The organism is Chryseobacterium elymi (assembly GCF_003385495.1).
Taxonomy (GTDB): domain Bacteria; phylum Bacteroidota; class Bacteroidia; order Flavobacteriales; family Weeksellaceae; genus Chryseobacterium; species Chryseobacterium elymi.
In genome coordinates, this window is sequence record NZ_QNUH01000009.1 from 52504 (window position 1) to 78602 (window position 26099).

A 26099-nucleotide genomic window follows, 5' to 3' on the forward strand; every position below is an offset into this window, starting at 1 on the left:
AAACCTAACTAAAAATGAAATTAATAGGACCTTTCAAGCAGATCATTACGTTGGCAAATCTTCCGTTAAGAGGAAGAATATCCGATGAACAAATTGATATTATTACAGACGGAGGAATTTTGGTAAATAATGGCTTGATTCAGAAAGTTGGGAACTTTAAGATGCTAAAGACTGAAAACCCAGATACGGAAACCGAACTTATGGACGGGGAACAGATTGTTCTTCCCGGATTTGTAGATTCCCATACCCATATCTGTTTCGGCGGAAACCGCGCCAATGACTTTGCTATGCGAAATGCAGGAAAAACCTATCTTGAAATAGCTGAAAGTGGTGGTGGGATCTGGAGCTCTGTGCAGCACACGAGAAATGCTTCAGAAGAAGAATTATTAAAGACATTGGTAGAAAGGATCAGCTTTCTGATTTCATTAGGAATTACGACCATTGAAATAAAAAGTGGCTACGGATTAGATGTGGAAAATGAACTGAAAATGCTCAGAATCATTAAAAAAGCACAGGGTCAGACAAAAGCCAGGTTGGTTCCAACATGTCTTTCTGCTCATCTCAAACCAAGAGACTTTGACGGGACGAATCAGGAATATTTAGAATATATCCTTACAGAAATTCTGCCAAAAGTAAAAAAAGAGGGACTGGCACAGCGTGTAGATATATTTATAGAGAAATCTGCATTCCAGCCTGAAGAAAGTAAAGATTTCCTTCTTAAAACTAAAGATTTAGGTTTTGAGGTTACGGTTCATGCAGACCAGTTTACACCGGGAAGCTCCCGAATTGCAGTGGAGGTGGGCGCAAAATCTGCAGATCATCTTGAAGCCACTATTGATGAAGATATTGAGTTTTTAGCACAGTCAGATACAGTGGCTACGGCATTGCCGGGAGCAAGCTTAGGACTGGGAGAAAAATTCACTCCGGCCAGGAAATTACTGGATGCAGGAGCTATTGTAGCAATCGCCAGCGACTGGAATCCGGGATCTGCCCCGATGGGAAATTTAATTACCCAGGCTTCTATTTTGGCTACATTTGAGAAATTAACGACTGCTGAGGTATTGGCGGGAATGACATTCCGTGCAGCCTATGCATTGGGTCTTGAAGATATAGGAAAACTGGAAGCGGGTAAAAAAGCAGATTTTGTAACATTTAAAACCGATAATTTTCAGAATGTTCTTTACAATCAGGGAAGCCTGAATGCTGAGAATGTTTATATCAGCGGAAATCTTAATCATTAGATTATGGGCATTTTTGATAAGATCTTAGGCAAAAAACAGCCGGAAAAAGAAACCAAAACATATAAGGATTTCTGGGATTGGTTTTTAACAAAAGAGAAAACTTTTTTTGAAGTTGTAAAAGGCAGAGAACATATTGAAGAACAGTTTTTTGATGTTATATCTCCTGAACTTACCAAAATAAATGACGGTTACTATTTCCTGTCAGGAATGTGTGATGAAGATACGGCCGAACTTATTATTACGGTAGAAGGTGATGTGAAAAAAATAATTTTTGCCGAAGAACTTGTTGCCGCTGCTCCTAAGATTGATCATTGGAAGTTTACAGCACTCAAGCCCGAAACGGATATTGAAAATATTGGATTGAAAATGGGCGGTTTAGAGTTTACAAAAAACAACATCTGCTTTTATTCCAATGACATAGAAGGTTATCCGGATGAGATTGATCTGGTCTTTGTTTATGAAAATTTAAATGAAGAAAATAGAGAATCGGCTACGACAGGGATCTGTATTTTTCTGGATAATTTCCTGGGCGAATTGAATTTTGCTACACAAATTGATACTTTCAGCATTATAGGTAAAAGTGAAGTGGAGCAGGAACTGATTCCAATAGAAAAACTAAAAGAATTTCTTCTCTGGAGAGAAAGAGAATTTACCGAAAAGTATAAAGATTCACAGATTTTAGAAAATGAAGATCAGTTTTCTCTTCTTGAAGCGACTTTAGAAAATGGGATGCCGCTTATGGCTACGGTGAATGCTTCTTTATTAAAATATGATGCAAAGGCTTCCTATCCGTGGATCTCAGTCCTGAAGATTTCTTATGATGGAAAGAACAATAACGGTTTTCCGGAAGAAGCAGATTACAATACCATGAATACCATTGAAGACTATGCAGTAGAGCTTCTTAAACCAAAAGAGGGTCATTTGTATATCGGCAGGGAAACGGCAGACAACTCCAAAAGCATTTACTTTGCAAGCAAGGATTTCAGGCAACCTTCCAAAGTTTTTGATCAGATCATAAAAGAAAATCCTCAATATAAAATTTCACTGGAAATTTATAAAGATAAATACTGGCAGAGTTTTGAACACTACAATGTAAATTAAACAAAGATTTCATTTTTGTGAAAGGCAAATGAGGCGGAATACGGCCTTAGATTTTTATTTTTTATTTAAGTTTTCTTATATTGTGGCCCCATTACTGTTGATTCATTGTATAAAACAGTAATTTTCTATAGTTCTTAAGTACATCCCTGATAAGGAAAATAACGCAGTCATATTATTCTTTGAGTACTTCTGCCGGGGCTATGCCAGGTGTCTGTCAATATTAATACGAAAATAAATGCGATGAAGTTTAAAAATGTAAAATCTACCTTCAACAAAGGAGTTACGATCCCAAGCCTGATTTTTATTATTGGAACATGCTTTCTTTCTGCTCTATATCCTAAACCGACAGAAAGTATCCTGAATGAGATTAAACAGTTTATATTTATTAACCTGAACTGGGTGTATGTCTGGGCGGTTACTCTGTTTGTGATCTTTTTAGTTTACCTGCTGTTCAGTAAATATGCGAATATAAAGCTGGGAGCTAACGACAGTAAGCCGGAGTATTCCTTTTTTTCATGGATTTCAATGCTGTTCGCAGCAGGGATGGGAATAGGGCTGATTTATTTTAGTGTGGCAGAACCTATGCAGCACTATTCTTCCGAAGTTTTTGCCGATAATCATTATGTTAGCAGAGCAAAGCAGGCGCAATTATATACCTTTTTTCACTGGGGAATTCATGCCTGGGCCATTTACGGAGTGGTAGGACTTTCCTTATCATACTTTGCTTACCGGTACAGATTGCCCCTTTCATTACGAAGCTGCTTTTACCCGTTACTGAAAGATAGGATTAATGGCAGATGGGGAAATGCCATTGATGTTTTTGCATTATGCTGTACATTCTTTGGATTGACCACGACTTTAGGATTTGGAGTGGTACAGATCAGTTCAGGGTTAAATATACTCCATATTACCCCGGAAAACAGTTTTACCAATCAGGTGATTATTGTGGTTGCTCTTATTTCTCTGTCTGTTATTTCAGCGATTACGGGAGTGAATAAAGGCGTAAAGATATTAAGCAATATTAACATAATGGGTGTCATTGCACTCTTGCTTTTTGTCCTGATATTAGGACCAACGGTATATCTGATAGGAAGCTTTACCGAAGGATTGGGAAACTACATCAATAATTTTTTTAATCTTACCTTCAATACCCATGTTTACGAAAAAAATGCATTGCCATGGTTCTATGACTGGACTATTTTATACTGGGCGTGGTGGATTTCATGGTCACCTTATGTAGGATTATTTATTGCACGAATTTCTAAGGGAAGGACGATTAGGGAATTTATTCTTGCTGTTTTAGTACTTCCTACATTATTCAATTTTATCTGGATGTCCGTGTTTGGGAACAGTGCCATCTGGTTCGATCTGAATGTGGCCAACGGAAAATTAAGTCAGCTGGCATCCGATCCTGATGCACTGATGTTCCGGTTTTTAGAATATATGCCTTTGTCAACCCTGACGGGATTTTTTGTTATTACCATCATTATTATTTTCTTTGTGACTTCTGCCGATTCGGGGATATTTGTGATGAACAGTATTGCTACCAAAAATGCTAAAAAATCTCCCAAATGGCAGATTATATTCTGGGGTATTTTACTTGCTGTACTTTCCCTGCTATTATTAAATGCAGGAGGATTAAAAGCGCTTCAAAGTATGACTTTAATTACCGCATTGCCCTTTTCAATCATAGTTCTTTTATTTATAGTAAGCCTGATGAAGGGGCTTATCATTGATCAAAAATATTATGAGACCAACTTCTCTGTGTCTACCGTTCCATGGTCAGGGGAGTTTTGGAAAGAGCGTTTAAAAAATATTGTTTCCTTTAAAGATAATTCTTCGGTAGATCATTTTATTCAGATTAAAACAAAAGAAGCCTTTACAGATCTGCAGCAGGAATTTGCGGCCAATGGAATTGAAGCAAAAATAAATCAATATGAAAGCCCTGCCAGAATAGAAATAGAGATTCACCAGGGAGTCGTCAATAATTTTATTTATGGCGTTGAGAATAGGGTAAAAACCGTTTCCGAATACATGATCAATGAAGAGAATCTTCCCGATCTCGAAGACAATAAAACCCATTATCCGAGATCCTATTTCGGAGATGGAAGAGAAGGATACGATGTGCAGTACTTTACAAAGAATGAACTTATTTCTGATGTACTCAAACATTATGAGCGATTCCTGGAAATTGTTTCGGAAGAGCGAAATGAAATGTTCATAAGCAGTAATGCCAATCAGAAAAAAGAATGATTTAAAATCAGCATATTACAGGAATGACGGATGTCATGGAGCATTTTTGAAATTGAGCGCAGGAGCGTTTTAATATCTAAACAATATTATTTAGATTTACTGGATAAAACGCAGTAATTAAAATTTAATTTAGATCTATGTTTCAGGACACTTGGCAAGGCAGATTAGACGGAGAAGAACCTCTTTTCCACAGAATATTTCAAAGAGTTAAAGAAGAACATAATTACGATAATATTAAAGCAGATGATTTTGTTCTGCATGGTTTTGCCGTTGATGAAGGCGTGAGAAGAAATAAGGGACGGCAGGGTGCCAAAGACGCCCCCGATGTGATCCGAAAAAATATGGCCAATTTTCCGGTGATCCGTCCGGATTTCTCCCTTCTTGATTTTGGAAATATAACCTGTGAAGACGGCGATCTTGAAAGTACCCAGAACAGCCTTGCGAAAAATGTTTCAAAAGTTTTGCTGAAAGGAGGAAAGTCACTTGTTTTAGGCGGAGGCCATGAAGTAACCTATGCTCACTATTTAGGCGTGAAAACAGCTTTTCCGGAACAAAAGATCGGGATCATCAATATAGATGCCCATTTTGATAACAGGCAGCCGGAAAAGGGAATAGGAGCAAGCTCAGGAACCGGTTTCTGGCAGATTGCACAGGAAGGGCAGATCAACTCACTTCATATCGGGATCCAGAGAAATTCAAATACCCTGAAGCTTTTTGATACAGCCCATCAGTACGGGATGAAATATATCCTTGCCGATGAACTCTTTTTTGAAAATCTTCCTTCCATTTATCAGCGTATCGATGAGCTGATGGAGACTGTAGATTTTGTCTATCTTACCATCTGTATGGATGTTTTCAATGCATCAATTGCCCCGGGAGTTTCGGCTTCCGCATATAATGGTATCTTTGCAGATACACCTTTTATGCATTTTTACAGGCATATTTTAAAAAGTAAAAAACTCATAGCACTGGATGCTGCAGAAGTTAATCCTTCCCTTGATATTCAGGACAGAACAGCTAGGCTGGCCGCATGTCTTGTGAATGAATGGTTTATGATCGGAGGATAAAATTATATTATTTAGATAGAGAAAAATCATTGCTTTATTTAGCCTTAAGGAACAAAATTTGTTACTTTCACACTGCTTTTAGAATAAAGGCATTAATAAATTCATTTTGTGAATTTAAAACAGAAATTAGATTATGGAACAGTTAATTGAAAATAAGCTTATTCAAGCAGATAAGACATTTTCAGAATGGAGAAAAGTACCGTTTGAAGAAAAGCAGAAGCTGATCGCAAAAGCGGCAGAAATTTTAAAGAATAATTCAGAAAAATTCGGAAGAATCATTACTGCTGAAATGAATAAACCTATTTCAGAGTCGACTGCTGAGGTTGAAAAATGTGCCTTAATGATGAATTACTATGCAGATGCTGAAAATATTTTAAAACCCGAAAAAGTTGAATCTGAATTTTCTTATTCTGAAGTCCATTATGTTCCGAAAGGTGTGATTTTAGGAGTAATGCCATGGAATTTTCCTTTCTGGCAGGTATTGAGATTTGCTGTTCCGGCAGTTTTGGCAGGAAATACAGTAGTTCTGAAGCACGCGTCAATTTGTTTCGGAAGTGGTAATGCAATTGTAGAGGTTCTTTTAGAAGCAGGTTTTCCGGAAGGTGTTTTCCAGAACCTGGAAGTGGGGCATAAAGCGGTAAAAGAAATTCTTGAACACGATGCTGTAAAAGGAGTGAGTCTTACAGGCAGTGGAAAAGCTGGTGGAGAAGTAGCTTCAATTGCCGGTTTGAATATCAAAAAATCATTATTGGAATTAGGAGGAAGTGATGCTTTCATTATTTTCGATGATGCAGATTTAGATGAAGCGGTAAAAGCAGGAGTAAAATCCAGACTTCAAAATTGCGGACAAACCTGTACTGCTGCTAAAAGATTTATTATTGATGAAAAAATTGAAGATGAATTTTTGCCGAAATTCATTGAAGAATATAAAACCTATGAAGTTGGAGATCCTTTAAATAAGGAAACTAAATTATCAGGAATGGCAAGACCGGACTTGGCCGATGAGTTGGAAGCTCAATTCAACAGAGCATTGGAAAATGGTGCTGAAATTATTATTCCTTTGGAAAGAATTTCTGAAATTGAATTTAAACCCGGTTTAATTCGTGTTCAGGAAGGAAATCCTATTTTAAAAGAAGAACTTTTTGGACCTCTCGGAATGGTAATGATTGCTAAAAGTGATGAAGAAGCTTTACAAATGGCTAATGATATTCCTTTTGGGCTTTCAAATTCTGTTTGGACAGCAAATAAAGAACGCCAACTGTTTTTCATCGAAAATCTGGAATCAGGAACGGTAAATATCAACAGAATGACGAGCTCTGATCCGCGTTTTCCATTCGGTGGAAGCAAGGCTTCAGGATACGGGACGGAGTTGTCTTTATTGGCTTTAAAAGAATTTGTAACAGCAAGAACAATCGTGGGAAACTGATTTGTATAATGTGTGATGTAAAATGTACACAGTATAATGTATTCATGTAAACCTACGGTTAACAATATAAAAATTCCCGGAAATATCTATTTCCGGGAATTTTTTGTATGGTAGCTAAAAAGTAATTTTGCTTATTGCTTATTGCTTATTGCTTATTGCTTATTGCTTATTGCTTATTGCTTATTGCTTATTGCTTAAACTGTTGTCAGTCTCAATGTATTTGTCTTTCCGCCTTCATAAGATGGAGTCGCATTGATGTTGATGACAAAGTCTCCACTTTCAATATAACCGTGGTTATGGGTCAGCATATTGACCTGGATAATGGTCTCGTCGGTAGATTTTTTCATATCATAGTAATAAGCATGAACTCCCCAAAGAAGGTTCAGCATAGTGATCACTCTTCGGTTCCCGCTGTATACAATGATATGTGAATTCGGTCTGTGTGCTGCAAGCTGGAATGCTGTATATCCTGAATGCGTCAGAGTAACAATAGCAGAAACATTGGTAGTTTTAGCAATTCTTACCGCTGCAAGGCATACCCTGTTGGTAATGAATCTTTCGTCAATACAGTTATAATCTTTTTCGATAGGTTCGTTTTTATGCTGATAAAAATGAGTCTTTTCGATATTCTGTACAATTTTTGTCATATTTTCAACCACCTGAATCGGGTATCTTCCTACAGAGGTCTCTCCGGAAAGCATTACCGCATCTGCACCGTCCAATACAGAGTTGGCAACGTCATTTACCTCCGCTCTTGTTGGCGTAAGACTGTTGATCATTGTTTCCATCATCTGCGTAGCGATAATAACCGGCTTGGAATAGAATCTTGCTTTTTCTACCAGGTTTTTCTGGATGGCAGGAACTTCTTCCATCGGAACCTCCACACCAAGGTCACCACGGGCAACCATCAGTCCGTCACATTCCAACAGAATTTCGTCAATATTTTTAACACCTTCAGGCTTTTCGATCTTAGCAATAATCGGAGTTTTGAATTTTCCGTTTGGATGGCTGTCGATCAGCTTTTTCAGGTCGATGATATCCTGTGCATGTCGTACGAAAGAAAGAGCGATCCAGTCAACCTCCATGTCAAGCATGAAATTCGCATCCTGAACGTCTTTTTCCGTAAGGGCAGGAAGAGATACATTGGTATTCGGCAGGTTTACTCCCTTTTTAGAGCTCAAAGGTCCCCCTTGAATAGTCTTTGCTTTTACGGTATCTATTTCGTTGGTTTCAATCACCTCCAACATCAGCTTTCCGTCATCAATAAGGATTCTTTCCCCAACTTTCACGTCCTGAGGAAACTGCTGATACGTCATGTAAACCTTAGTAGAATCACCTTCTATTTTCTCATTCGTAAAAGTAAGGATATCGCCAGGGTTCAGGTAAGAACCTTCTTTTACAACACCTACTCTCAGTTTCGGACCCTGAAGGTCTCCCAGAATACCTACGGAAAAACCGTATTCCTGATTAAGCTCTCTGATAATTTCAATATTATTTCGAACCAATTCGTAATCTGCATGTGAAAAATTTATTCTGAAAATATCAACACCCGCTTTCATTAGTCCTAACATTACCTCCTTCGACGATGAAGCAGGTCCTAGTGTTGCAATAATTTTTGTCTTCTTTAAATACTTATTCATAATACTGGATAATTTGATAAAGTTCTTCTTCAGAACCTAATGTATAGTCTTGTATCGGAAATACAAGATTTTCCGGGAGCAAAATTACGGAAAAATCAGGAATTTGTTCCGAAGTATGCAAAATATATTCTACATCTGCCTGATTATTTAATAAAAATTTAATGTTTTCTTCTTCTGTAAAGAGCTCGGTCTGCAGTTTTTTTTGCTTACTTTCCGAAGACCGGTTTGAAATAAATGTAAAACATGTCTTTGTAAACTTGTGGTAAGCCTCAAATCTTAGGAAATAATAATCATAATATGCCCCGTGAATAATCACATCTTTCTTTCTGGAAAAGGTAAGGCCGTTAATTTGATTTATTTTGTAGAAAAACTCATGAGTAGGTATATCTTTTGCTAATCTCACCAATCCTATGGTAATATCTTCAAATTTTATATCATCCAGATCATAAAGTTTTTGAATTTCCAAGTATGTTTTCTTTTTTGTTTAAAATATAAAATGCTCTTTGTGCAGCCTTTTCTTCTGCTTTCTTTTTGGAAGTTTCCGTTGCATTGGCGATCTTTTCTTCCCCCAGCCAGACATGGCACCTGAACACCACTGCCTTATTGGCCTGGACCTCTTCGCAGGTTTCGTATTTTATATTTACTTTTTTCTTCTGGCTCCATTCAAGCAGAAGGCCTTTATAGCTTACGATTTTATTCTCAAGCTTGTTAATTTCACCTGGGGTCAATAATCTTTCCAGAATGATCTTCTTACAGGTATCGTAATGAAAGTCCAGATAAACAGCACCAATAAGCGCCTCAAATAAATTTCCGGAAATGTTTTCTCCCAATGCTGCGGATCCCTGCTTCTGCAAAAGATCGATAAGCTTGAGGTCTTCCCCTAATTTATTAAGATTCTTCCTATTAACAATTTTAGATTTCATCTGTGTCAGATATCCTTCATTAGCCTGAGGATAGGTCTGGAACAGATGACAGGAAATAATTGTACCCAAAACAGAATCTCCCAAAAATTCAAGCCTTTCGTAATTACTGTCTTGATTTTTAGAAGAACTTTTTAAAGAAAAAGCTTCCCGGTAAAGAGCAATATTCTGAACCTCCGCACCCAGCATTTTTTTTAGCTCGGTACTAAGGAAATAATCTCTCTCCGTTAATTTTCTTTTTCTTTGTTTGAGAAGGAATTTAGAAAAGTATTTCTGTAACTCCATTCATTGAATTTAGATTTTCTTAAATAGAACGCAAGCGTTGTGCCCGCCAAATCCAAAAGTATTGCTCATGGCTACTTTTACATCTTTCTTAACAGCATTGTTGAATGTAAAATTCAGTCTGCTGTCAATATTTTCATCATCAGTAAAATGGTTGATGGTAGGCGGAACAATACCATGAATAATAGTTCCTAATGCAGCGATAGCTTCAATTACTCCGGCAGCTCCCAAAAGGTGGCCGGTCATTGATTTTGTAGAATTAATCTGAATATCAAAAGCGTGTTCTCCCAGTAATTTTGAAATTGCATTGGATTCTGCAATATCTCCTAATGGAGTAGAGGTACCATGCATGTTGATATGGTCTACTTCATCAGCAGTTAAGCCTGCGTCTTCCAAACAGTTTTTCATTACCAGATAAGCTCCTAATCCTTCAGGATGGGGGGCAGTCATGTGATGTGCATCTGCACTCATACCGCCACCTTGTAATTCTGCATAAATTGTAGCTCCGCGTTTCACCGCATGTTCATATTCTTCAAGGATGATGCATCCTGCTCCTTCGCCCAATACAAAACCATCTCGGTCTTTATCGAACGGTCTTGAAGCTGTTTTAGGATCATCGTTTCTTGTAGAAAGTGCCATCATCGCATTAAATCCACCGACACCACTTGCCGTTACGGCTGCTTCAGAGCCTCCGCATACAATAACATCTGCTTTTCCAAGCTGGATAATCATTTTGGAATCAATTAAAGCGTTGGCTGAAGATGCACAGGCAGATACTGTAGTATAATTCGGCCCATGAAAGCCATACTCTATTGAAATGTGTCCAGGAGTGATATCCGCAATCATTTTAGGAATAAAGAATGGATTGAATCTTGGTATTTCCGTATTCGCCCATCCTAAAACCTCAGTTTCGAAAGTTTCTAAACCTCCTATTCCGGACCCCCAGATTACACCGACTCTGTTTTTATCCACATTGTCTTCCATAATTCTGGAGTGTGCTACCGCTTCTCTTGCAGCTACCAGCCCAAGCTGAGTATTCCGGTCCATTTTTTTAGCCTCTTTCTTGTCGAAATGCTGTAATGGATCGAAACCTTTCACCTCGCAAGCGAATTTAGTTTTAAAGTTTGTGGCATCAAAAAGAGTAATCGGAGCAGCACCGCTCTCACCTTTAAGAAGATTTTCCCAGTATTCTTTTGCATTATTTCCAATTGGTGTTATTGCGCCAAAACCGGTTACAACTACTCTTTTTAATTCCATAAACTTTTAAAATTTTCTTTTTTTGTTGAAGAATATTATTTATTTACTACTTCTTCGATGTAAGCGATAGCGTGCCCTACAGTAGTAATTTTTTCAGCCTGGTCATCAGGGATTTGAATATTGAATTCTTTTTCAAATTCCATGATTAACTCAACTGTATCCAATGAGTCAGCTCCTAAATCGTTAGTGAAGCTAGCTTCAGGAGTTACTTCTGTTTCTTCAACGTCAAGCTTATCAGCGATGATAGCTTTTACTCTTGATGCAATGTCTGACATAGTAAATTATTTTTTTAATTGTTAGATGGTGCAAATATATAAAATTCTTCACGATAAAACATTTTTTTAGTCTTTTTTGTGGGTAGACTATACTTATTTTACAATGAGAAGTTTTAGTGTTTTCGTTTTCAGCTATTTAAGTTTATTATGTAATTCATAAGTGAAATTATTATTATTCCGGTTAAAACTATGCATAAAAGCTGGGGAGAAATATCTTATCCGGTATATGTAATAAAGAATAAATGATGAGTCTGGAGAAAAAAATTATTTAGAGTACTTCTGATATTTATTTTTTTTCACCAGTAATATTTACGAAAATATTTGTTAATGCATCAAAACTTTATATAAAGAGGTGGTAATGAAGGTGATGGAAATTCTGAAAATGGATGTTGCGGACGTGGTTCAGATGGGATTTATCCTGAGTCAAGAACACTAGGATAGTCAGGATGAAGAAGATGACAATAAATGAAATGTCTTTGAAGTTACACTTAGTCACTTCTAATTATATAATGGTTGAGGCTTCTGTTGAAATTTGAGACTTTACCAAGCTAATGCTAATATTATGTTGATTAATATACGATAAAATATAATAAAATTAAAAAGTGCTTGTTTTCAATAAATTATACGTATATTTGTAAAATAATCAGGCTCCTGCCAACGCTTCTTCTGAAACTTTTGAGTTTACTCTTTTTTCTCAGTCTTCGCTTTTACAGCCGCTAATTTTTGTCATCAACATACAGATGCAGTACCTTTTTAAACTTGAATATTTTCAGGGTTCTAAAAAATAACAACATCATTTTTTGTTCACAAATCGATTTATTATTGCTTTGATAATTCTCAATGCAGTAATGGCAAAAGCCAAATAATAATACAATAATTTTTAATACATTACAATGCAACAAGGAACAGTAAAATTCTTTAACGATGCTAAAGGATTTGGTTTTATTACACCATCAAATGGTGGTCAGGATGTTTTCGTACATACATCAGGTTTAATTAATGATATTCGTGAAAACGATGTCGTAACATTCGATTTAGAAAACGGAAAAAAAGGCGTTAATGCAGTTAACGTACGAGTAGCATAATTTTAAAAAAAGGGTTAAACTCTTTCTTTAATTAAAAAGCAGCAGATGGCATTTATGTTATCTGCTTTTTCTTGCTTGAGTAAATTATTTTTCTTGTTGTGAATGGCGGATTATCATTACTAACATCTGCTAAATCAAAGTTAGGGTTGAAATGAATGCTCTATTGAAAGATTTGGATGCGCTAATGAAATATGATTTAGAATAGATACCTTGATATTGGTTATGCTCTAAATATTACTCAGAAGGTTTGGAGTAAAGTAGTGTATATAATAAATTTAAACAGCTTTAATAGCATTATTTAGTATTAACGTTATTTTGTATATTTGCTCGTCTTTAGTATAGAAAATGATTCTAAATACACAAACTAATAATCAAGTTTAACGTCTCAAATTAAAAAGTAATGAAAAAAAAATTAATTACCTTGTCTTCAGTTCTATGTTTTGGTTTAATTTTTTCACAGATAGGTATTAATACCCCAAATCCTCAACAAATATTTCACGTAGACGGGGCAAAAGATAATCCATCAGTAGGGGTGCCTTCTTTAGCACAAACTGAAAATGATATGGTTATTGATGATGCTGGAAATATAGGATTAGGAACTCTGTCTCCTACATCGAAATTAGAAATAAACTCAGGAAATGCGGATGTATCAGGACTTAAATTCACAAATCTTACTTCTACATCTCCTGTATCAAGTGGGGCTACCTTAGGGGTTGATGATTCTGGGAATATAGTTACCGTTCAAGGCTCCTCATTTACACCCGCTTTTGGAAGAGAGTTATTGGTTGGTGCAAACATAAACATTACAGCTGGCACAACTAATTACAATGTATTCAGCTTTACTTTACCAACAAGTGGTACATACCTTATAACTTATAGTTTACGAGCACAGGTGATTAATACATCAGGGGAAACAGGTCAAGGATTTGCAACAGGGTTTCTTAGTACTGCTCCTTCTGCAGGAAATGCAGTACCTAATACCGAAATTTTACTTTATGCTGTTAGTGCCGCTCAGGACGGAGGAACGGGAACAGGAACTTTAGTAATAACGATTGCGAACCCTACTACATATTATGTGGGAGTTCGCAGTTCTCTTAGAGATACTCAAATAATTAATAATATAAATGGGAGGTCTTCTGTTAGTTATGTTAAAATAACTCCATAGTAATCTAAATTTTATTCAACTATTTTTCAATCAAGGCTAGTTTTAGTTTTAAGGCTAAGAAGATATGTTTGGTAGTTTATACCAAAGGAGTTTTTGTTATGAATAATAAATCACATGTTCTCTATAAAAAGATACGATTTTAGAATCTTCCTTTTATCGAGAAGGTTTATTATTCTAACCAAGTGTGTTATTCGGGAAATCGTGAGAGTTGGTTTTATGGTACAGGAAATGTTTTTAAGCTATTCTCAGGGTATTTTCCGAGTTTTAAAGGGTAAATGGTAAATAATAGTGATGAGTGGCTAAAAGTCGCTTTAAATAAGTGAAATGATTGGTTTTACAATATTGATATTGAAGTAGAACCAATCATTTTTTAATAATTGTCAGATTAAATCATAACTAGCTCAAATCAGATTTTTTATATTTCTCTTTAGCAAGCTCCTTTTGACGATAGTATTCTAACTTTTCTTCGGGTGTCATTAATTCCAGTTTTAATGCCCTGATTTCTTGTGATAATTTTCTATATTCTTCAAAAAGATGAGCATTTTCAGAATGGTACTGCTCTAACTCTTGTTCGGTTTTAAAACCTTTTAAAATAATAGGTTAATTCTTCAGCTCGACTAATTTTCTTATTTAATAATTCTTGCTTTTCCATTTTATTTTTCGCTAATCGTTATTTTAAACATATCATTTCCGTTAGTAGGGTTTTTAATTTTCTCTATGCCTTCCACAATAAACTTCGTATTGTTTCTAAAAAGCACTTCTCGCTCAGCGGGTAATTAATATTTGTATTTATAAATAAATTATATTCCGTCAATCAGGAGATTATGTAAAAATGTTTGGGAACAAAAATAAAAAAGAGAAAATGTAATTATTTAAAATTCAATAATTTACAAATTCTCTTTAGTTTAAAAGTGGAGTTGGAGGGATTCGAACCCTCGTCCAAACAAGCAATACATAAGATTTCTACATGCTTATTCTACCATTGATTTTCGACTGGAGGCAGAGGGCAGACACCCAACTTCCAGCTTATCTTCTGAAGTTTTCGAGTTTCAGTCGAAGCATCTGAAACCTTATTCCTGCATTCCTATATCCCAGAATCAAACGCCGCAGAACAGAGCATTTGTGAGATATCTTGCTTCCTTACTATCTTCAGGAAAACGCTTGATCTACTATACTTCGATATTAAGCTGCAAGAGCGAACTCTTCGTTGCCAGTTAAAGTTGTGTAGCAAGGGATTAAAGAGATCGCGCTACGGTTCTCTGCATGCTTACTTACCCATTGATCTTGCTGTCGAAACCAGTCAACCCCATGAATAAAGTAGCTACAAAGATAGGAATTTTTGTTTACATATAGTTCATAATATGACATACTTTTCAGATAATCCCCAGTATGTTTATATTGCTATTATTAGTTATATAACGTATAATAGAGGGGATTCAAAATTAAAAAATAGTATACTTGTCCACATTATTGTGGATAACTTATAATGTGTTTTTTAAAGAATGTGGAGCTAAATTTTGCAGTTTAATAAAAAATGTCTAGTTTTGCAATCCAAAATGAGATGTAAAATATGTTAATAATTCCAGTAAAAGATGGGGAATCCATCGACAGAGCTTTAAAAAAATATAAAAGAAAATTTGATAAAACGGGTACAGTTCGTCAATTGAGATCTAGACAAGCGTTTATTAAGCCTTCTGTAACTTTAAGACAAGCTAGACTAAAGGCCGCTTACAAGCAAAGAGGACTTAGCAAGGAAGAGCAGGCTTAAGATTTTTCTTAACCAAATACTAAATTCACTTCTTAAATACGTATATTTGAGAGGTGAATTTTTGTTTTTATACCTTACGTAATGTTAAATAAGTATTTAGAATATTTACAGTTCGAAAAGAGGTATTCGCCTCACACAATTACAAGTTACAGAAAAGATCTTGAAGACTTTTCCCATTTCTATCTCAAAACAGAAGCTTCCGAAGATATTTCCAAGGCTGACAAAAAAGTAATCAGGAATTTTATCGTTGAATTGAGCGAAAATAATATTTCAAAAAGAAGCATTAACAGGAAACTTTCATCCCTTAGAAGTTTTTATTTATTCCTTTTAAAGATTGGTGACATTAAAGTCTCTCCCACGGAAAGTATATCTTCTCTTAAGTTTTACGCTGAAAAACAGATTCCTATCTCACAGGAAGAAATGCAGGCGCTCAGTGACGGTGTTCTTACGGATCAGCCCGATATTCTGGAAAAATGTATTATAGAGGTATTATACCAGACCGGAATGCGTAAAGCTGAGCTTTGTGGCCTGATGTTTGAACATGTTAATATAGGAGAAAATGAGCTTAAGGTAATAGGAAAAGGAAATAAAGAGCGTTTTATTCCTGTTTCCAAAGAACTCTCAGGTCTGCTTAAAAGTTATCTGGCAATAAGGAGGCCTCACAACGAATATAAAACCTATTTTTTCATAAACAAAAAGGGTAAAAAACTCAATGAAAAATTTGTTTATGTGGTAGTTAATAAGTACCTTAGTCTTGTAACAACGAAAGAAAAAAGAAGTCCTCATATCCTTCGGCATAGCTTTGCTACACACGTTTTGGATAATGGGGCGGAGATCTCCAAAGTAAAAAAAATATTAGGGCATTCCAGTCTTGCAAGTACTCAGGTCTATACGAATGCTAATATTGAACAATTGAAAAAAGTGTTTAATCAGGCCCATCCCAGGGCGTCTAAAAAAGAAGAATTATGAAGATCACAGTTCAATCAATTGGTTTAACTCCACACGAACCATTAGAATCACACATTGACAAAAAAGTAAGCAAATTAGAAACCTTTTATGATAAGATTCATGAGTGTAAGGTATTCTTAAAAGTTGAAAATACCTCCGATAGAAGTAATAAAACTGCTGAACTTATTTTAGCCGTTCCAGGCGATGATATTGTGGTAAAAAAGACGTCAGAAACTTTTGAAGAAAGTTTAGACCTATGTGTTGATACTGCTAAAAAGCTATTAATCAAGAAAAAAGAAATGGCATAGTAAAAAAAGTTTAAAAAATTCATAGAAAAGTTTGAGAATTCAAAAAATCCGTTCTATATTTGCACTCGCAAAAAGGGAACAGTGATCTTTTGAATTCTTTTTTATATTGCCTCCATAGCTCAGTTGGCCAGAGCACGTGATTTGTAATCTCGGGGTCGTGGGTTCGAATCCCTCTGGAGGCTCTTTTTAATATAAACATGAGGGGAGATTCCAGAGTGGCTAAATGGGACTGACTGTAACTCAGTTGCTTCGGCTTCGTAGGTTCGAATCCTGCTCTCCCCACATTTTATATTAGATAAAAACTTGTGTATTTAAAGGATTTTTCCTAAATTTGCACAGCGTTACCAATAATTTTGGAAACAAAATTGCGGAAGTAGCTCAGTTGGTAGAGCGTCAGCCTTCCAAGCTGAATGTCGCGGGTTCGACCCCCGTCTTCCGCTCAAAATAGTTTCACTCTGCTAGAGGGTGATTTTTTTTTCACTGCTGAAAAGCGTAGAGTAGATTCTCTCTAAGGCATTCAGTTTACATTTTAAAATTGCCTCCATAGCTCAGTTGGCCAGAGCACGTGATTTGTAATCTCGGGGTCGTGGGTTCGAATCCCTCTGGAGGCTCAATTTTAATATAACATGAGGGGAGATTCCAGAGTGGCTAAATGGGACTGACTGTAACTCAGTTGCTTCGGCTTCGTAGGTTCGAATCCTGCTCTCCCCACATTTATATTAATAAAAATTCTTGCAGATTTAAGAGGATTTTCCTAAGTTTGCACAGCGTTACCAATAATTTTGGAAACAAAATTGCGGAAGTAGCTCAGTTGGTAGAGCGTCAGCCTTCCAAGCTGAATGTCGCGGGTTCGACCCCCGTCTTCCGCTCAAAGAAAATCACGCTAATTAGTGTGATTTTTTTGCTTCAATGCCGACTTAGCTCAGCGGTAGAGTGCTTCCTTGGTAAGGAAGAGGTCACGGGTTCAAGTCCCGTAGTTGGCTCTCCATTTTCCCGAATATCTTTCGGGATTTTTTTTGCTTTAAAATCTAGTTTTAAGGGCTAGTTTATGTTAGTTTTTTCAGAACTTTTTAGCACAAAAAATAATAATAATTACTCCTTGTTTTGTGGAAATTTACCTTAAAATTTAATTAAATCTGTCTGTCAGTCTTCAATACATAATACAGGAACATAAAAATTTCTTTAAATTCGTATAAAATAAGATTTTGATGAATATTCTTTTATTGGAAGACGACCTCATTCTTTCAGCAGAACTTTGCAGGTTTCTTGAATCAAACAGTTTCACCTGTGATAAGATTTATGATGGCGAAACCTTTCTCCGTCAGATCAAGAACAATACCTACGACTTGTATCTGCTCGATATCAATGTTCCCAAGATAAACGGACTGGACGTTTGCCAGACCATCCGTTCTTTCGATAAAAGTACACCTATAATCATTATTTCGGCTTACGGAGATATTTCCGATAAAAAAGATGCGTTTACCAGACTTGCAGATGATTATCTGGTGAAACCTTTCCAGTTTGAAGAGCTGCTGTTAAGGATCAATTCGCTGTTAAGAAGAAAATCTCCATCCGATGCTGCAGATCAGGATATCATAAGAGTGGATGACCTTATCATCAATAAAACTGAACAAAAAGTTTATAGAGCAGGTAATGAGATTGCTCTTACCCTTAAAGAATTTCAGCTTCTGTCCTATCTAGCCGAAGCACAGGGTAGAACCGTTTCCAAGCAACAGATCACAGAGCATGTATGGGAACATAATTTCAATACCAATACCAATACGGTAGAAGTCTACATCAATTTTTTGAGAAAAAAGATTGATAAAGATTTTAAACTTAAACTTATCCACACCCGTTCCGGTTTCGGATATTACCTAAGCCCACTATAAATGTCTTTGAAAAGAAAGATAGCATTAACGATCAGTATCGCTTTTTCCCTGCTTTTTGCAATGGTGATGGCGGTAATCTATCTTTCTTTTAATGATTTTAGAAGAGATGAATTCAAAGAAAGATTCAGACAACGTCTTGAATTTACTTCACACTTCATTTCAAAGTCTAGGGATTTCGAAGAGGAGGCACCCATTTTTTTTAACGAAAACTCGGATAATATTCTTCTCGATGAAACGATCTTGATTTTTAACGGCGATAAAGAATTAGTCTACAGTACGATCAAAGACCGCAATGTAACCTGGGACAGTGCTCTTCTGAAAGAATTGGATGAAAAAAAGATCATTTATACGGAAAAAACGGTTCCTGAGATCTATGCAGCGCTGCGAAACATCAATGGGGAAAATTACTACATCCTTACCAGTGCTTTTGATACCAACGGGAAATCCAAATTGGAATTCCTTAAATATCTTTTGATTACGGCCTATGTGGTGAGCACTCTCCTGATCGGTTTTTTCAGTTATTATTTCATGGGGCGGTTCCTTCGCCCTTTAGAAGATCTGAACACCGAAATTTCTGAAGTCACAGCCCATAAACTTACCACACAGATCCCAGTCCAGGAGTCCAATGATGAGATTAATGTTTTGGCAAAATCCTTTAATACCATGATCGCAAGGCTGGATGATGTCTTTCAGTCGCAGAAGGACTTTACAGCAAGTGCATCACATGAAATCAGGACACCCATTACAAGAATGGCATTTCAGCTGGAAAACCTGATCAAATTTGAAGAACACTCTCCTGGAACCCTTTCTTCTTTAAAGCAGATCCAGCGGGATGTATATCAGTTGTCAGATCTTACCAATTCTCTTTTACTGCTTACAAAATTCGACAAAGAAAATATCCAGAGTATTTATGAAGAAGTAAGGATTGACGAAGTTATTTTTGAAGCCTTCGAAGGTGTAGAAAAAAGCTATCCTGCTTTGAAACTGGATTTTCTGATCTCTGAAGATACTTCGGACAACGGACTGCTTACCATTAGTGGCATCCAATCTCTGTTGGTTATCGTCTTTATCAATCTCTTTAAAAATGCAGCCGTATACTCTGATAATGCAGAAGTAGATGTTTTGATAACGGAAACCAATCATAAGCTTACTGTTGATGTTATTTCTCATGGAGATACCATTCCAGAAGAAGAACAGGTAAAACTATTTGACGCGTTTATGAGAGGCAATAACTCTCAGAATATATCCGGCTCAGGTCTTGGACTTCGAATTGTTAAACGAATCCTGGAATATCACAACGCAAAAATAAAATATTCTTCTCCGGCTGAAAAAGTCAATACTTTCACTATCGTATTCAGTAAACAATTGTGACTTTCTCTGCATTAACCTATTATTGTATTCCAACTCTAATTTCAATTCTAAGCACAGCGTTTTTGTTTATCTTAAAACGCTGAGTATAAAAATCTTTTGTTTATCCTTGCATTTATTCTATTAATCTTAGAGGAAATTTTTTAGATATATTACAAATTAGAACTGCAAATTTTTGCAGTTCTAATTATGTTTAGTATTTAAACATAAACCAAATTTAATTTTTTTTTAAGGCTTCTTTAAGGCCCTTTTAATTGTGTAAAGGCAATTTTGCACCATAAAAAAAGATAGAATGAACAAAATTGCAGGTCTGTTTATTGCCATTTCCTCATTCATGGCGGGACAGCAGCAGATGTCTCTTTTGGACTGTGAAGAGGCTTTTCAGAAAAACAATCTCCAGCTTCTCGCAGAACAATATAACATCAATATGGCTGATGCGGATATTCTGCAGGCTAAGATTTGGGAATTGCCACAGTTGAGCGGTCAGGTTAACGCTTACAACCCTGAAGGTAAAAAAGCTTTTGATATTGGCCATGCCAAAGGAGCGGAGATTACTCAGCTGATCTATATGGGTGGGAAAAAGAAAAATGAAATTGCTTTTGCGAAATCAAACAAAGAACTCGCCCAACTTCAGTTTTCACAGCTTTTAGTGGACCTGAAGGCTCAGCTTCATACTGCCTATTTCAATTTATATTATGAAAAACAGAAGCTCGACAATACCAATAAGCAACTGAGATATATGAATGACCTGTTAGATGCTTACCGCATACAGTCTGCCAAAGGTAACGTTTCTCTTAAAGATGAAGTAAGGCTGCAGAGCCTGGTAATCCAGCTTAATAATGATAAACTGAGAATTAATAAAAACACCCTTGAATTTGAACAGAATTTAAAAGTACTCACAGGAATTTCGGATGAAATAGAACCCCAGCTTTCTGATGCTGATGCAAAAGAAGTCCTTGCCGCGCAGCCCTTCGGTGACGAAGATGAGTTAAAGAGGAAAGCTTTGGAAAATAATTCTGACTATCAATATTTTCTAAAACTGATTGATAATAGCAAATTATATGCACAGTGGCAGAAATCTCTAAATGTTCCGGACCTTAATGTAGGAGCAGGGTGGGACCAGAATGGGGGAACCTTTAAAAATGAAGTTAACCTCATGATTGGGATTCCATTGCCACTATGGAAATCCAATCAGGGAAACGTGGAAAAAGCCAATTATGCCATTCAGCAGAATCAGAAAAACGCAGATTACCAGAAACTGAATCTTGAAACTAAAGTTCAAGCTGCTTATAAAACATGGAAAAGTCAATACGATCAGCTTGCAGAAATCAAAACTACAGACCTTAGCAATATGGAATTGATATATGACGGAATGCTGAAAAATTTCAGAAAAGGGAATGTTAACCTTATAGAATTCACAGATTTTATGGACAGTTACAGAGAAACAGCTCTCCAGATCTTCGATATGAAGAACGAAATTATACAGTCGGCAGAACTGCTTAATCAATTAGTACAAACGAAAATCTTCTATTAATTATGAAAAAATATATAACCCTGACAATAATGGCTTTGTCAATCCTGTCTTGCTCAAAAAAAGAGGAAGAAGCAAAACCACAGGCAGAAAAAGGTTTTGAATTGAGCAACACAATGCTGAACTCAATTTCTTTAGCAAAAGTTGAGAAAAAAAATATAGAAGATGATTATAATTTTTACGGAAAAATATCGGCAGACAAAAACAGCTATATCGATGTTTATCCGCTGGTTGGAGGAAATGTTTTAAGTGTAAATGTAGAGTTGGGAGATTATGTGAGGAAAGGACAGGTTCTGGCGACTATCAGAAGTACGGAGCTGGCGGAAGTTCAGAAAGAGGTAAGCGATGCAAAAACAGATTTGGCTGTTGCACAAAACAATCTTCGCGTTGCCAGGGAGATGTACGAAGGAAAACTGAACACCGAAAGAGATGTGTTGGAAGCCAAAAGCCAATTGCAGAAGGCTCAGGACCAAATGCAGAGAGCACATGCGGTAAGTACGGTTTATAATGTGAAGATGGGAAATATTTACAGTGTTGTGGCTCCGATCAGCGGTTATATCGTTCAAAAGAATATTAATAAAGATATGCAGCTGAGAAGCGACAGAAGCGATAATATTTTCGATGTTGCCAACACGACAAGCGTCTGGGCAATTATGAATGTCAACGAATCAGACATCGAAAAAATAAGTCTTGGAATGAAAGCTCAGGTTTCCACACTGTCTTATCCGGACAAAGTTTTTGATGGAAAAATAGATAAAATATTTAAAATTATTGATCCGCAAACTAATGCCATGCAGGCAAGAGTTGTTTTAGATAATGCAAATGGATTATTAATTCCTGAAAGTAAGGCAACCATAAAAGTCACAAGTTCAGAAAATAATACAGCTCTTATGGTTCCTTCCAAAGCCGTCATTTTTGATGATAAAAGAAGTTTTGTGGTCGTTTATAAATCAAGAACAGATGTTAAGATTAAAGAAATAACAATTTTAAAGCAGGCCGGAGACATCACCTATATTTCCAGTGGCTTGTCTGAAGGAGAAGAAGTAATTACTAATAACCAACTTTTAATTTATCGCTCTTTGAATAATTAAAATTGATTTTGAATCATTAAGCATTGCAGCATATTCAATTCCCTAATAATCTTAACTCCTTAAATAAAAACTTAATGGTTCGAAAAACCTTCAACAATTCAACATTTAGTTATTAGTCTAACATCTAATTTTTACTATGAATAAATTCATTAAAAATATAATTGCCTTCTCGTTAAAAAATAAAGCATTTACCTTTATCTGGGTAGCTATTTTGGCCATTGCGGGTTTTATCAGTTTCAAAAATATGCCCATTGAAGCTTTCCCGGATGTTACCAATACCCAGATTGTTATTATAACCCAATGGAATGGTCGGAGCGCAGAAGAAGTGGAACGTTTTGTGACCACCCCCATCGAATTAGCTATGAGCCCGGTTCAGAAGAAGACAAGTGTGAGAAGTACTACAATGTTTGGTCTCTCCATTGTTAAAATTCTTTTTGATGACGGGGTGGATGATACTTTCGCCAGAAATCAGGTCAATAACCAATTAAGAACCGTAAGCCTTCCTGATGAGGTGGATCCGGAAGTTCAGCCACCCTACGGGCCTACCGGGGAAATTTTCAGATATACCCTGGAAAGTAAAACAAAAGATTCAAGAGAGTTGCTGACCCTGCAGAATTGGGTGATCGACCGTGCGCTGAGAGGTGTTCCGGGAGTTGCAGACATCAATGTTTTCGGAGGTCAGGACAAGGTTTTTGAATTAAGTATTGATCCCAGAGCTTTGGATAAATACAATCTGACGCCGCTGCAGGTATATGACGCCGTTACCAAAAGCAACTTAAATGTCGGAGGTGATGTCATAGAGAAAAATGGACAGGCGTATGTGGTAAGAGGAATAGGTTTGGTTAAATCCATTAATGATATAGGTAATATTACTATCCAGAACGACAGTGGAAATCCTGTTTTGGTTAGAAATGTTGCCGAAGTTCACGAAAGTTCAATGCCGAGAGTAGGACAAGCCGGATTGAATAACCATGAAGACACTGTTGAAGGAATTGTTGTAATGAGAAAAGGAGAGAATCCAAGAGAAGTTCTGGTTGGGGTGAAAGCCAAAATCAAAGAGCTTAACGAAAAGGTTCTTCCGAAAGATGTCAAAATGGTGACTTTTTACGACCGTGACAATCTTATGGATTTCACAACACGCACCGTCATGCATAACCTGATCGAGGGAATTATTCTTGTTACGGTGATCGTTCTGATCTTCATGGCAGACTGGAGAACAACCTTCATTGTTTCCATTATTATTCCGCTGTCCCTCTTGTTTGCATTTTTATGCTTAAAGCTTGCAGGAATGAGTGCCAATCTGCTTTCGCTGGGTGCGGTAGATTTCGGGATCATTATTGACGGTGCCGTCGTTATGGTGGAAGGTCTTTTTGTCATGCTCGATCATAAAGCGCTTAAATATGGAACAGAAAAATTTAATAAGCTATCAAAAGGAGGCTGGATCAAGCAGACCGGAACAGGGTTAGGAAAAGCCATCTTCTTTTCAAAATTAATCATCATTACCTCATTAATCCCAATTTTCTCTTTCCAGAAAGTGGAAGGGAAGATGTTCTCACCATTGGCATTTACCTTAGGATTTGCTTTGATAGGGGCATTGATATTCACTCTGACATTGGTTCCCGTACTTTCCCACATTCTATTAAATAAGAATGTAAAAGAAAAAAATAACCCTTTTGTGAACTTCTGGGATAGAATTGTACTCAAAGGATTCAATTATACTTTTAAAAATAAAAGAATAAGCTTAATTGTTGCGATCTCTTTCATGATGGTGACATTATTTTCAGGGAAATTCTTAGGAACAGAATTCCTGCCGCAGTTGAATGAAGGTTCACTCTGGATCACTGCAGAAATGCCAATGAGTTCGTCATTGAAAGAATCTCTGAAAACCGCAGACCTTTTAAAGAAAGACATTATGAGTTTTCCTGAAGTTACTGATGTTCTGGCTCAAACCGGAAGAAGTAATGACGGAACAGACCCGAACGGATTTGGATTTGTACAGTTTGCCGTCAATCTTCAACCTAAAGATGAATGGAAACGCAAGATCAGCTACGAAGAACTGATTGAGGAAATAGATAAAAAGCTCAGAAGCTATCAGGGAATTACCTTTAATTATTCCCAGCCGATCTCAGATAATGTGGCAGAAGCCGTAGCTGGTTTCAAAGCGGAAAACGGGATCAAAATTTATGGTGATAATCTGGAAACCTTGGATAAATTGGCTGATAAGGTTTTTAAACAGATCAAAGACGTAGACGGAGTAAAGGATCCCGGGATTATTAAAAATATTGGCCAGCCGGAAGTAAGTGTTGTGCTGGATCGTGATAAAATGGCGGCTTACGGAGTAATGCCGGACGACGCACAGTCTGTACTGGAAATGGCTTTTGGAGGTAAAACTGCTTCGGAAATGTTTGACGGCGAAAGAAAATTCCCGATCCGTCTGCGTTACTCCCAGGAATACAGAAAAGACGAGAATGATATTGCTTCCCTAATGGTTCCTACACAGGATGGTGCAAAAATTCCACTGAAAGAGATCAGTACCATTGTAAAAGATAACGGAGCTGCATTTATTTACAGAGATGATATTAAAAGGTACATCGGAGTAAAATTTTCGATTCGTGACCGTGATTTAGGAAGTACTATTGCTGATGCGCAGAAAAAAGTGGCTAATATTGATCTTCCGGACGGGTATTCTATCGGGTGGACCGGGCAGTTTGAAAACCAGCAGAGAGCTTCACACAGACTGGCCCAGGTGGTTCCGATTAGTATTTTGGGAATTTTCTTCTTATTATTCATCCTTTTCGGAAATATGAAAGATTCCCTGCTGGTATTGGCGAATGTGCCTTTTGCTTTGATAGGGGGAATTATTGCCCTGCATCTTACCAGGATGAACTTTGGAATTTCAGCAGGAGTCGGGATGATTGCTTTGCTCGGAATATGTATACAAAACGGAGTTATTCTCATCACAGAGTTCCATCAGAATGTCAAAAAAGGATTGAATTTAGATAATGCTATACTCAGTGGAGTGAAAACAAGAACACGCCCTGTTATCATGACTGCATTGATGGCCTCCATAGGATTAATGCCTGCTGCACTATCTACAGGAATCGGCTCGGAATCTCAGAAACCATTGGCAATTGTAATTATCGGAGGATTAATTACAGCGACCTTATTAACCTTGCTGATCTTTCCGATTATCTTCTGGATCTTCAACAGGACGAAAAAATCCCAGCAGATTTAATATTTCTTCTATCTATATATGTTAATTGAAGCGCAGAAAACCTGGTTTTCTGCGCTTTTTTAGCTTACTAGTATATGATTCCAAATAAATAATTAAATTTGACCATTAATTATTAATCTTATTATCTGAAAAAATAATGAATACCTATCTTTAAACATTTGTAGAAACAGTTCCCCTTGTTCTCAAAGTGGCAAGCTTTTCAAAGTATGCCTTAAATTATAAATGTAAAAAACACAATATGAAACAATA

At 36.6% G+C, this 26099-nt stretch carries 20 protein-coding genes, 7 tRNA genes and 1 other RNA gene; 22 read left to right on the forward strand and 6 right to left on the reverse strand.

The features are described 5' to 3' along the window. Positions 1-14: 14 nt before the first annotated feature. The 5 genes from hutI (at position 15) to DRF60_RS11965 (ending at position 7088) form a co-directional block, all read left to right on the forward strand. Positions 15-1241, forward strand: coding sequence for an imidazolonepropionase (gene hutI / locus DRF60_RS11945; protein ID WP_116012288.1), 1227 nt, complete (start codon positions 15-17; stop codon positions 1239-1241). A 3-nt stretch (positions 1242-1244) separates the two neighbouring features. Further along, positions 1245-2342 (forward strand): DUF695 domain-containing protein, encoded by a 1098-nt coding sequence (locus tag DRF60_RS11950; RefSeq protein WP_116012289.1) that lies wholly within the window; start codon positions 1245-1247, stop codon positions 2340-2342. Positions 2343-2582: 240 nt separating this feature from the next. Next, positions 2583-4595 (forward strand): BCCT family transporter, encoded by a 2013-nt coding sequence (locus DRF60_RS11955; protein ID WP_116012290.1) that lies wholly within the window; start codon positions 2583-2585, stop codon positions 4593-4595. Positions 4596-4732: 137 nt separating this feature from the next. Beyond that, complete coding sequence (gene hutG / locus DRF60_RS11960; RefSeq protein WP_116012291.1) at positions 4733-5662, forward strand: formimidoylglutamase; 930 nt, start codon at positions 4733-4735, stop codon at positions 5660-5662. Between the two features lie 133 nt (positions 5663-5795). Next, a complete protein-coding gene (locus tag DRF60_RS11965) occupies positions 5796-7088 on the forward strand; it encodes an aldehyde dehydrogenase family protein (protein WP_116012292.1) in 1293 nt (430 codons plus the stop codon). 194 nt (positions 7089-7282) lie between these two features. On the opposite strand, the gene pyk is transcribed toward DRF60_RS11965, so the two are convergent. The 5 genes from pyk to DRF60_RS11990 are packed head-to-tail and all read right to left on the reverse strand — an operon-like array spanning position 7283 to position 11462. Then, complete coding sequence (gene pyk, locus DRF60_RS11970; RefSeq protein WP_116012293.1) at positions 7283-8728, reverse strand: pyruvate kinase; 1446 nt, start codon at positions 8726-8728, stop codon at positions 7283-7285. Beyond that, entirely contained in the window at positions 8721-9194 is a 474-nt protein-coding gene (locus DRF60_RS11975; RefSeq protein WP_116012294.1) for an IPExxxVDY family protein, read from the reverse strand. The genes pyk and DRF60_RS11975 overlap by 8 nt, the downstream gene beginning before the upstream one ends. After that, positions 9172-9933: a ribonuclease III gene (gene rnc / locus DRF60_RS11980; RefSeq protein ID WP_116012295.1), complete on the reverse strand. Its 762-nt coding sequence runs from the start codon at positions 9931-9933 to the stop codon at positions 9172-9174. The genes DRF60_RS11975 and rnc overlap by 23 nt, the downstream gene beginning before the upstream one ends. 9 nt (positions 9934-9942) lie before the next feature. Then, positions 9943-11187, reverse strand: coding sequence for a beta-ketoacyl-ACP synthase II (fabF, locus tag DRF60_RS11985; RefSeq protein ID WP_116012296.1), 1245 nt, complete (start codon positions 11185-11187; stop codon positions 9943-9945). A 35-nt stretch (positions 11188-11222) separates the two neighbouring features. Then, a complete protein-coding gene (locus DRF60_RS11990) occupies positions 11223-11462 on the reverse strand; it encodes an acyl carrier protein (RefSeq protein ID WP_002976354.1) in 240 nt (79 codons plus the stop codon). Between the two features lie 893 nt (positions 11463-12355). Between DRF60_RS11990 and DRF60_RS11995 the strand changes: the two genes are divergently transcribed. Next, positions 12356-12547, forward strand: coding sequence for a cold-shock protein (locus DRF60_RS11995; RefSeq protein WP_048502705.1), 192 nt, complete (start codon positions 12356-12358; stop codon positions 12545-12547). A gap of 400 nt (positions 12548-12947) precedes the next feature. Then, on the forward strand, positions 12948-13712 hold the full coding sequence (locus tag DRF60_RS12000; protein WP_116012297.1) for a hypothetical protein: 765 nt from the start codon (positions 12948-12950) through the stop codon (positions 13710-13712). A 909-nt stretch (positions 13713-14621) separates the two neighbouring features. On the opposite strand, the gene ssrA is transcribed toward DRF60_RS12000, so the two are convergent. After that, positions 14622-15020: a transfer-messenger RNA gene (ssrA, locus tag DRF60_RS12005) on the reverse strand. A 262-nt stretch (positions 15021-15282) separates the two neighbouring features. Between ssrA and rpsU the strand changes: the two genes are divergently transcribed. The 15 genes from rpsU to DRF60_RS12080 all read left to right on the forward strand — a co-directional run bounded on the left by rpsU (position 15283) and on the right by DRF60_RS12080 (position 25850). Beyond that, on the forward strand, positions 15283-15480 hold the full coding sequence (gene rpsU, locus DRF60_RS12010) for a 30S ribosomal protein S21 (RefSeq protein ID WP_034702010.1): 198 nt from the start codon (positions 15283-15285) through the stop codon (positions 15478-15480). A gap of 81 nt (positions 15481-15561) precedes the next feature. After that, the gene (locus DRF60_RS12015) at positions 15562-16449 is read left to right on the forward strand and encodes a tyrosine-type recombinase/integrase (protein WP_116012298.1); all 888 of its coding nucleotides are present in this window, start codon (positions 15562-15564) and stop codon (positions 16447-16449) included. Continuing rightward, positions 16446-16736, forward strand: a complete 291-nt coding sequence (locus DRF60_RS12020; protein ID WP_073329672.1) for an HPF/RaiA family ribosome-associated protein — start codon at positions 16446-16448, stop codon at positions 16734-16736. The genes DRF60_RS12015 and DRF60_RS12020 overlap by 4 nt, the downstream gene beginning before the upstream one ends. A 108-nt stretch (positions 16737-16844) precedes the next feature. After that, a tRNA-Thr gene (locus tag DRF60_RS12025) sits at positions 16845-16918 on the forward strand. Positions 16919-16937: 19 nt separating this feature from the next. After that, positions 16938-17018: transfer RNA gene (locus tag DRF60_RS12030), tRNA-Tyr, on the forward strand. A gap of 85 nt (positions 17019-17103) precedes the next feature. Then, a tRNA-Gly gene (locus DRF60_RS12035) sits at positions 17104-17176 on the forward strand. Positions 17177-17273: 97 nt separating this feature from the next. After that, positions 17274-17347: transfer RNA gene (locus DRF60_RS12040), tRNA-Thr, on the forward strand. Between the two features lie 19 nt (positions 17348-17366). After that, a tRNA-Tyr gene (locus DRF60_RS12045) sits at positions 17367-17447 on the forward strand. An 85-nt stretch (positions 17448-17532) separates the two neighbouring features. Continuing rightward, positions 17533-17605, forward strand: a tRNA-Gly gene (locus DRF60_RS12050). Positions 17606-17647: 42 nt separating this feature from the next. Continuing rightward, positions 17648-17719 (forward strand) — tRNA-Thr (locus DRF60_RS12055). 225 nt (positions 17720-17944) lie between these two features. After that, entirely contained in the window at positions 17945-18625 is a 681-nt protein-coding gene (locus DRF60_RS12060; RefSeq protein WP_116012299.1) for a response regulator transcription factor, read from the forward strand. Then, the gene (locus DRF60_RS12065) at positions 18626-19996 is read left to right on the forward strand and encodes an ATP-binding protein (RefSeq protein ID WP_116012300.1); all 1371 of its coding nucleotides are present in this window, start codon (positions 18626-18628) and stop codon (positions 19994-19996) included. Between the two features lie 289 nt (positions 19997-20285). After that, the gene (locus DRF60_RS12070) at positions 20286-21527 is read left to right on the forward strand and encodes a TolC family protein (protein WP_116012301.1); all 1242 of its coding nucleotides are present in this window, start codon (positions 20286-20288) and stop codon (positions 21525-21527) included. A 2-nt stretch (positions 21528-21529) separates the two neighbouring features. Further along, the gene (locus DRF60_RS12075) at positions 21530-22615 is read left to right on the forward strand and encodes an efflux RND transporter periplasmic adaptor subunit (protein ID WP_116012302.1); all 1086 of its coding nucleotides are present in this window, start codon (positions 21530-21532) and stop codon (positions 22613-22615) included. Positions 22616-22751: 136 nt separating this feature from the next. After that, complete coding sequence (locus tag DRF60_RS12080) at positions 22752-25850, forward strand: efflux RND transporter permease subunit (protein ID WP_116012303.1); 3099 nt, start codon at positions 22752-22754, stop codon at positions 25848-25850. Positions 25851-26099 lie beyond the last annotated feature (249 nt).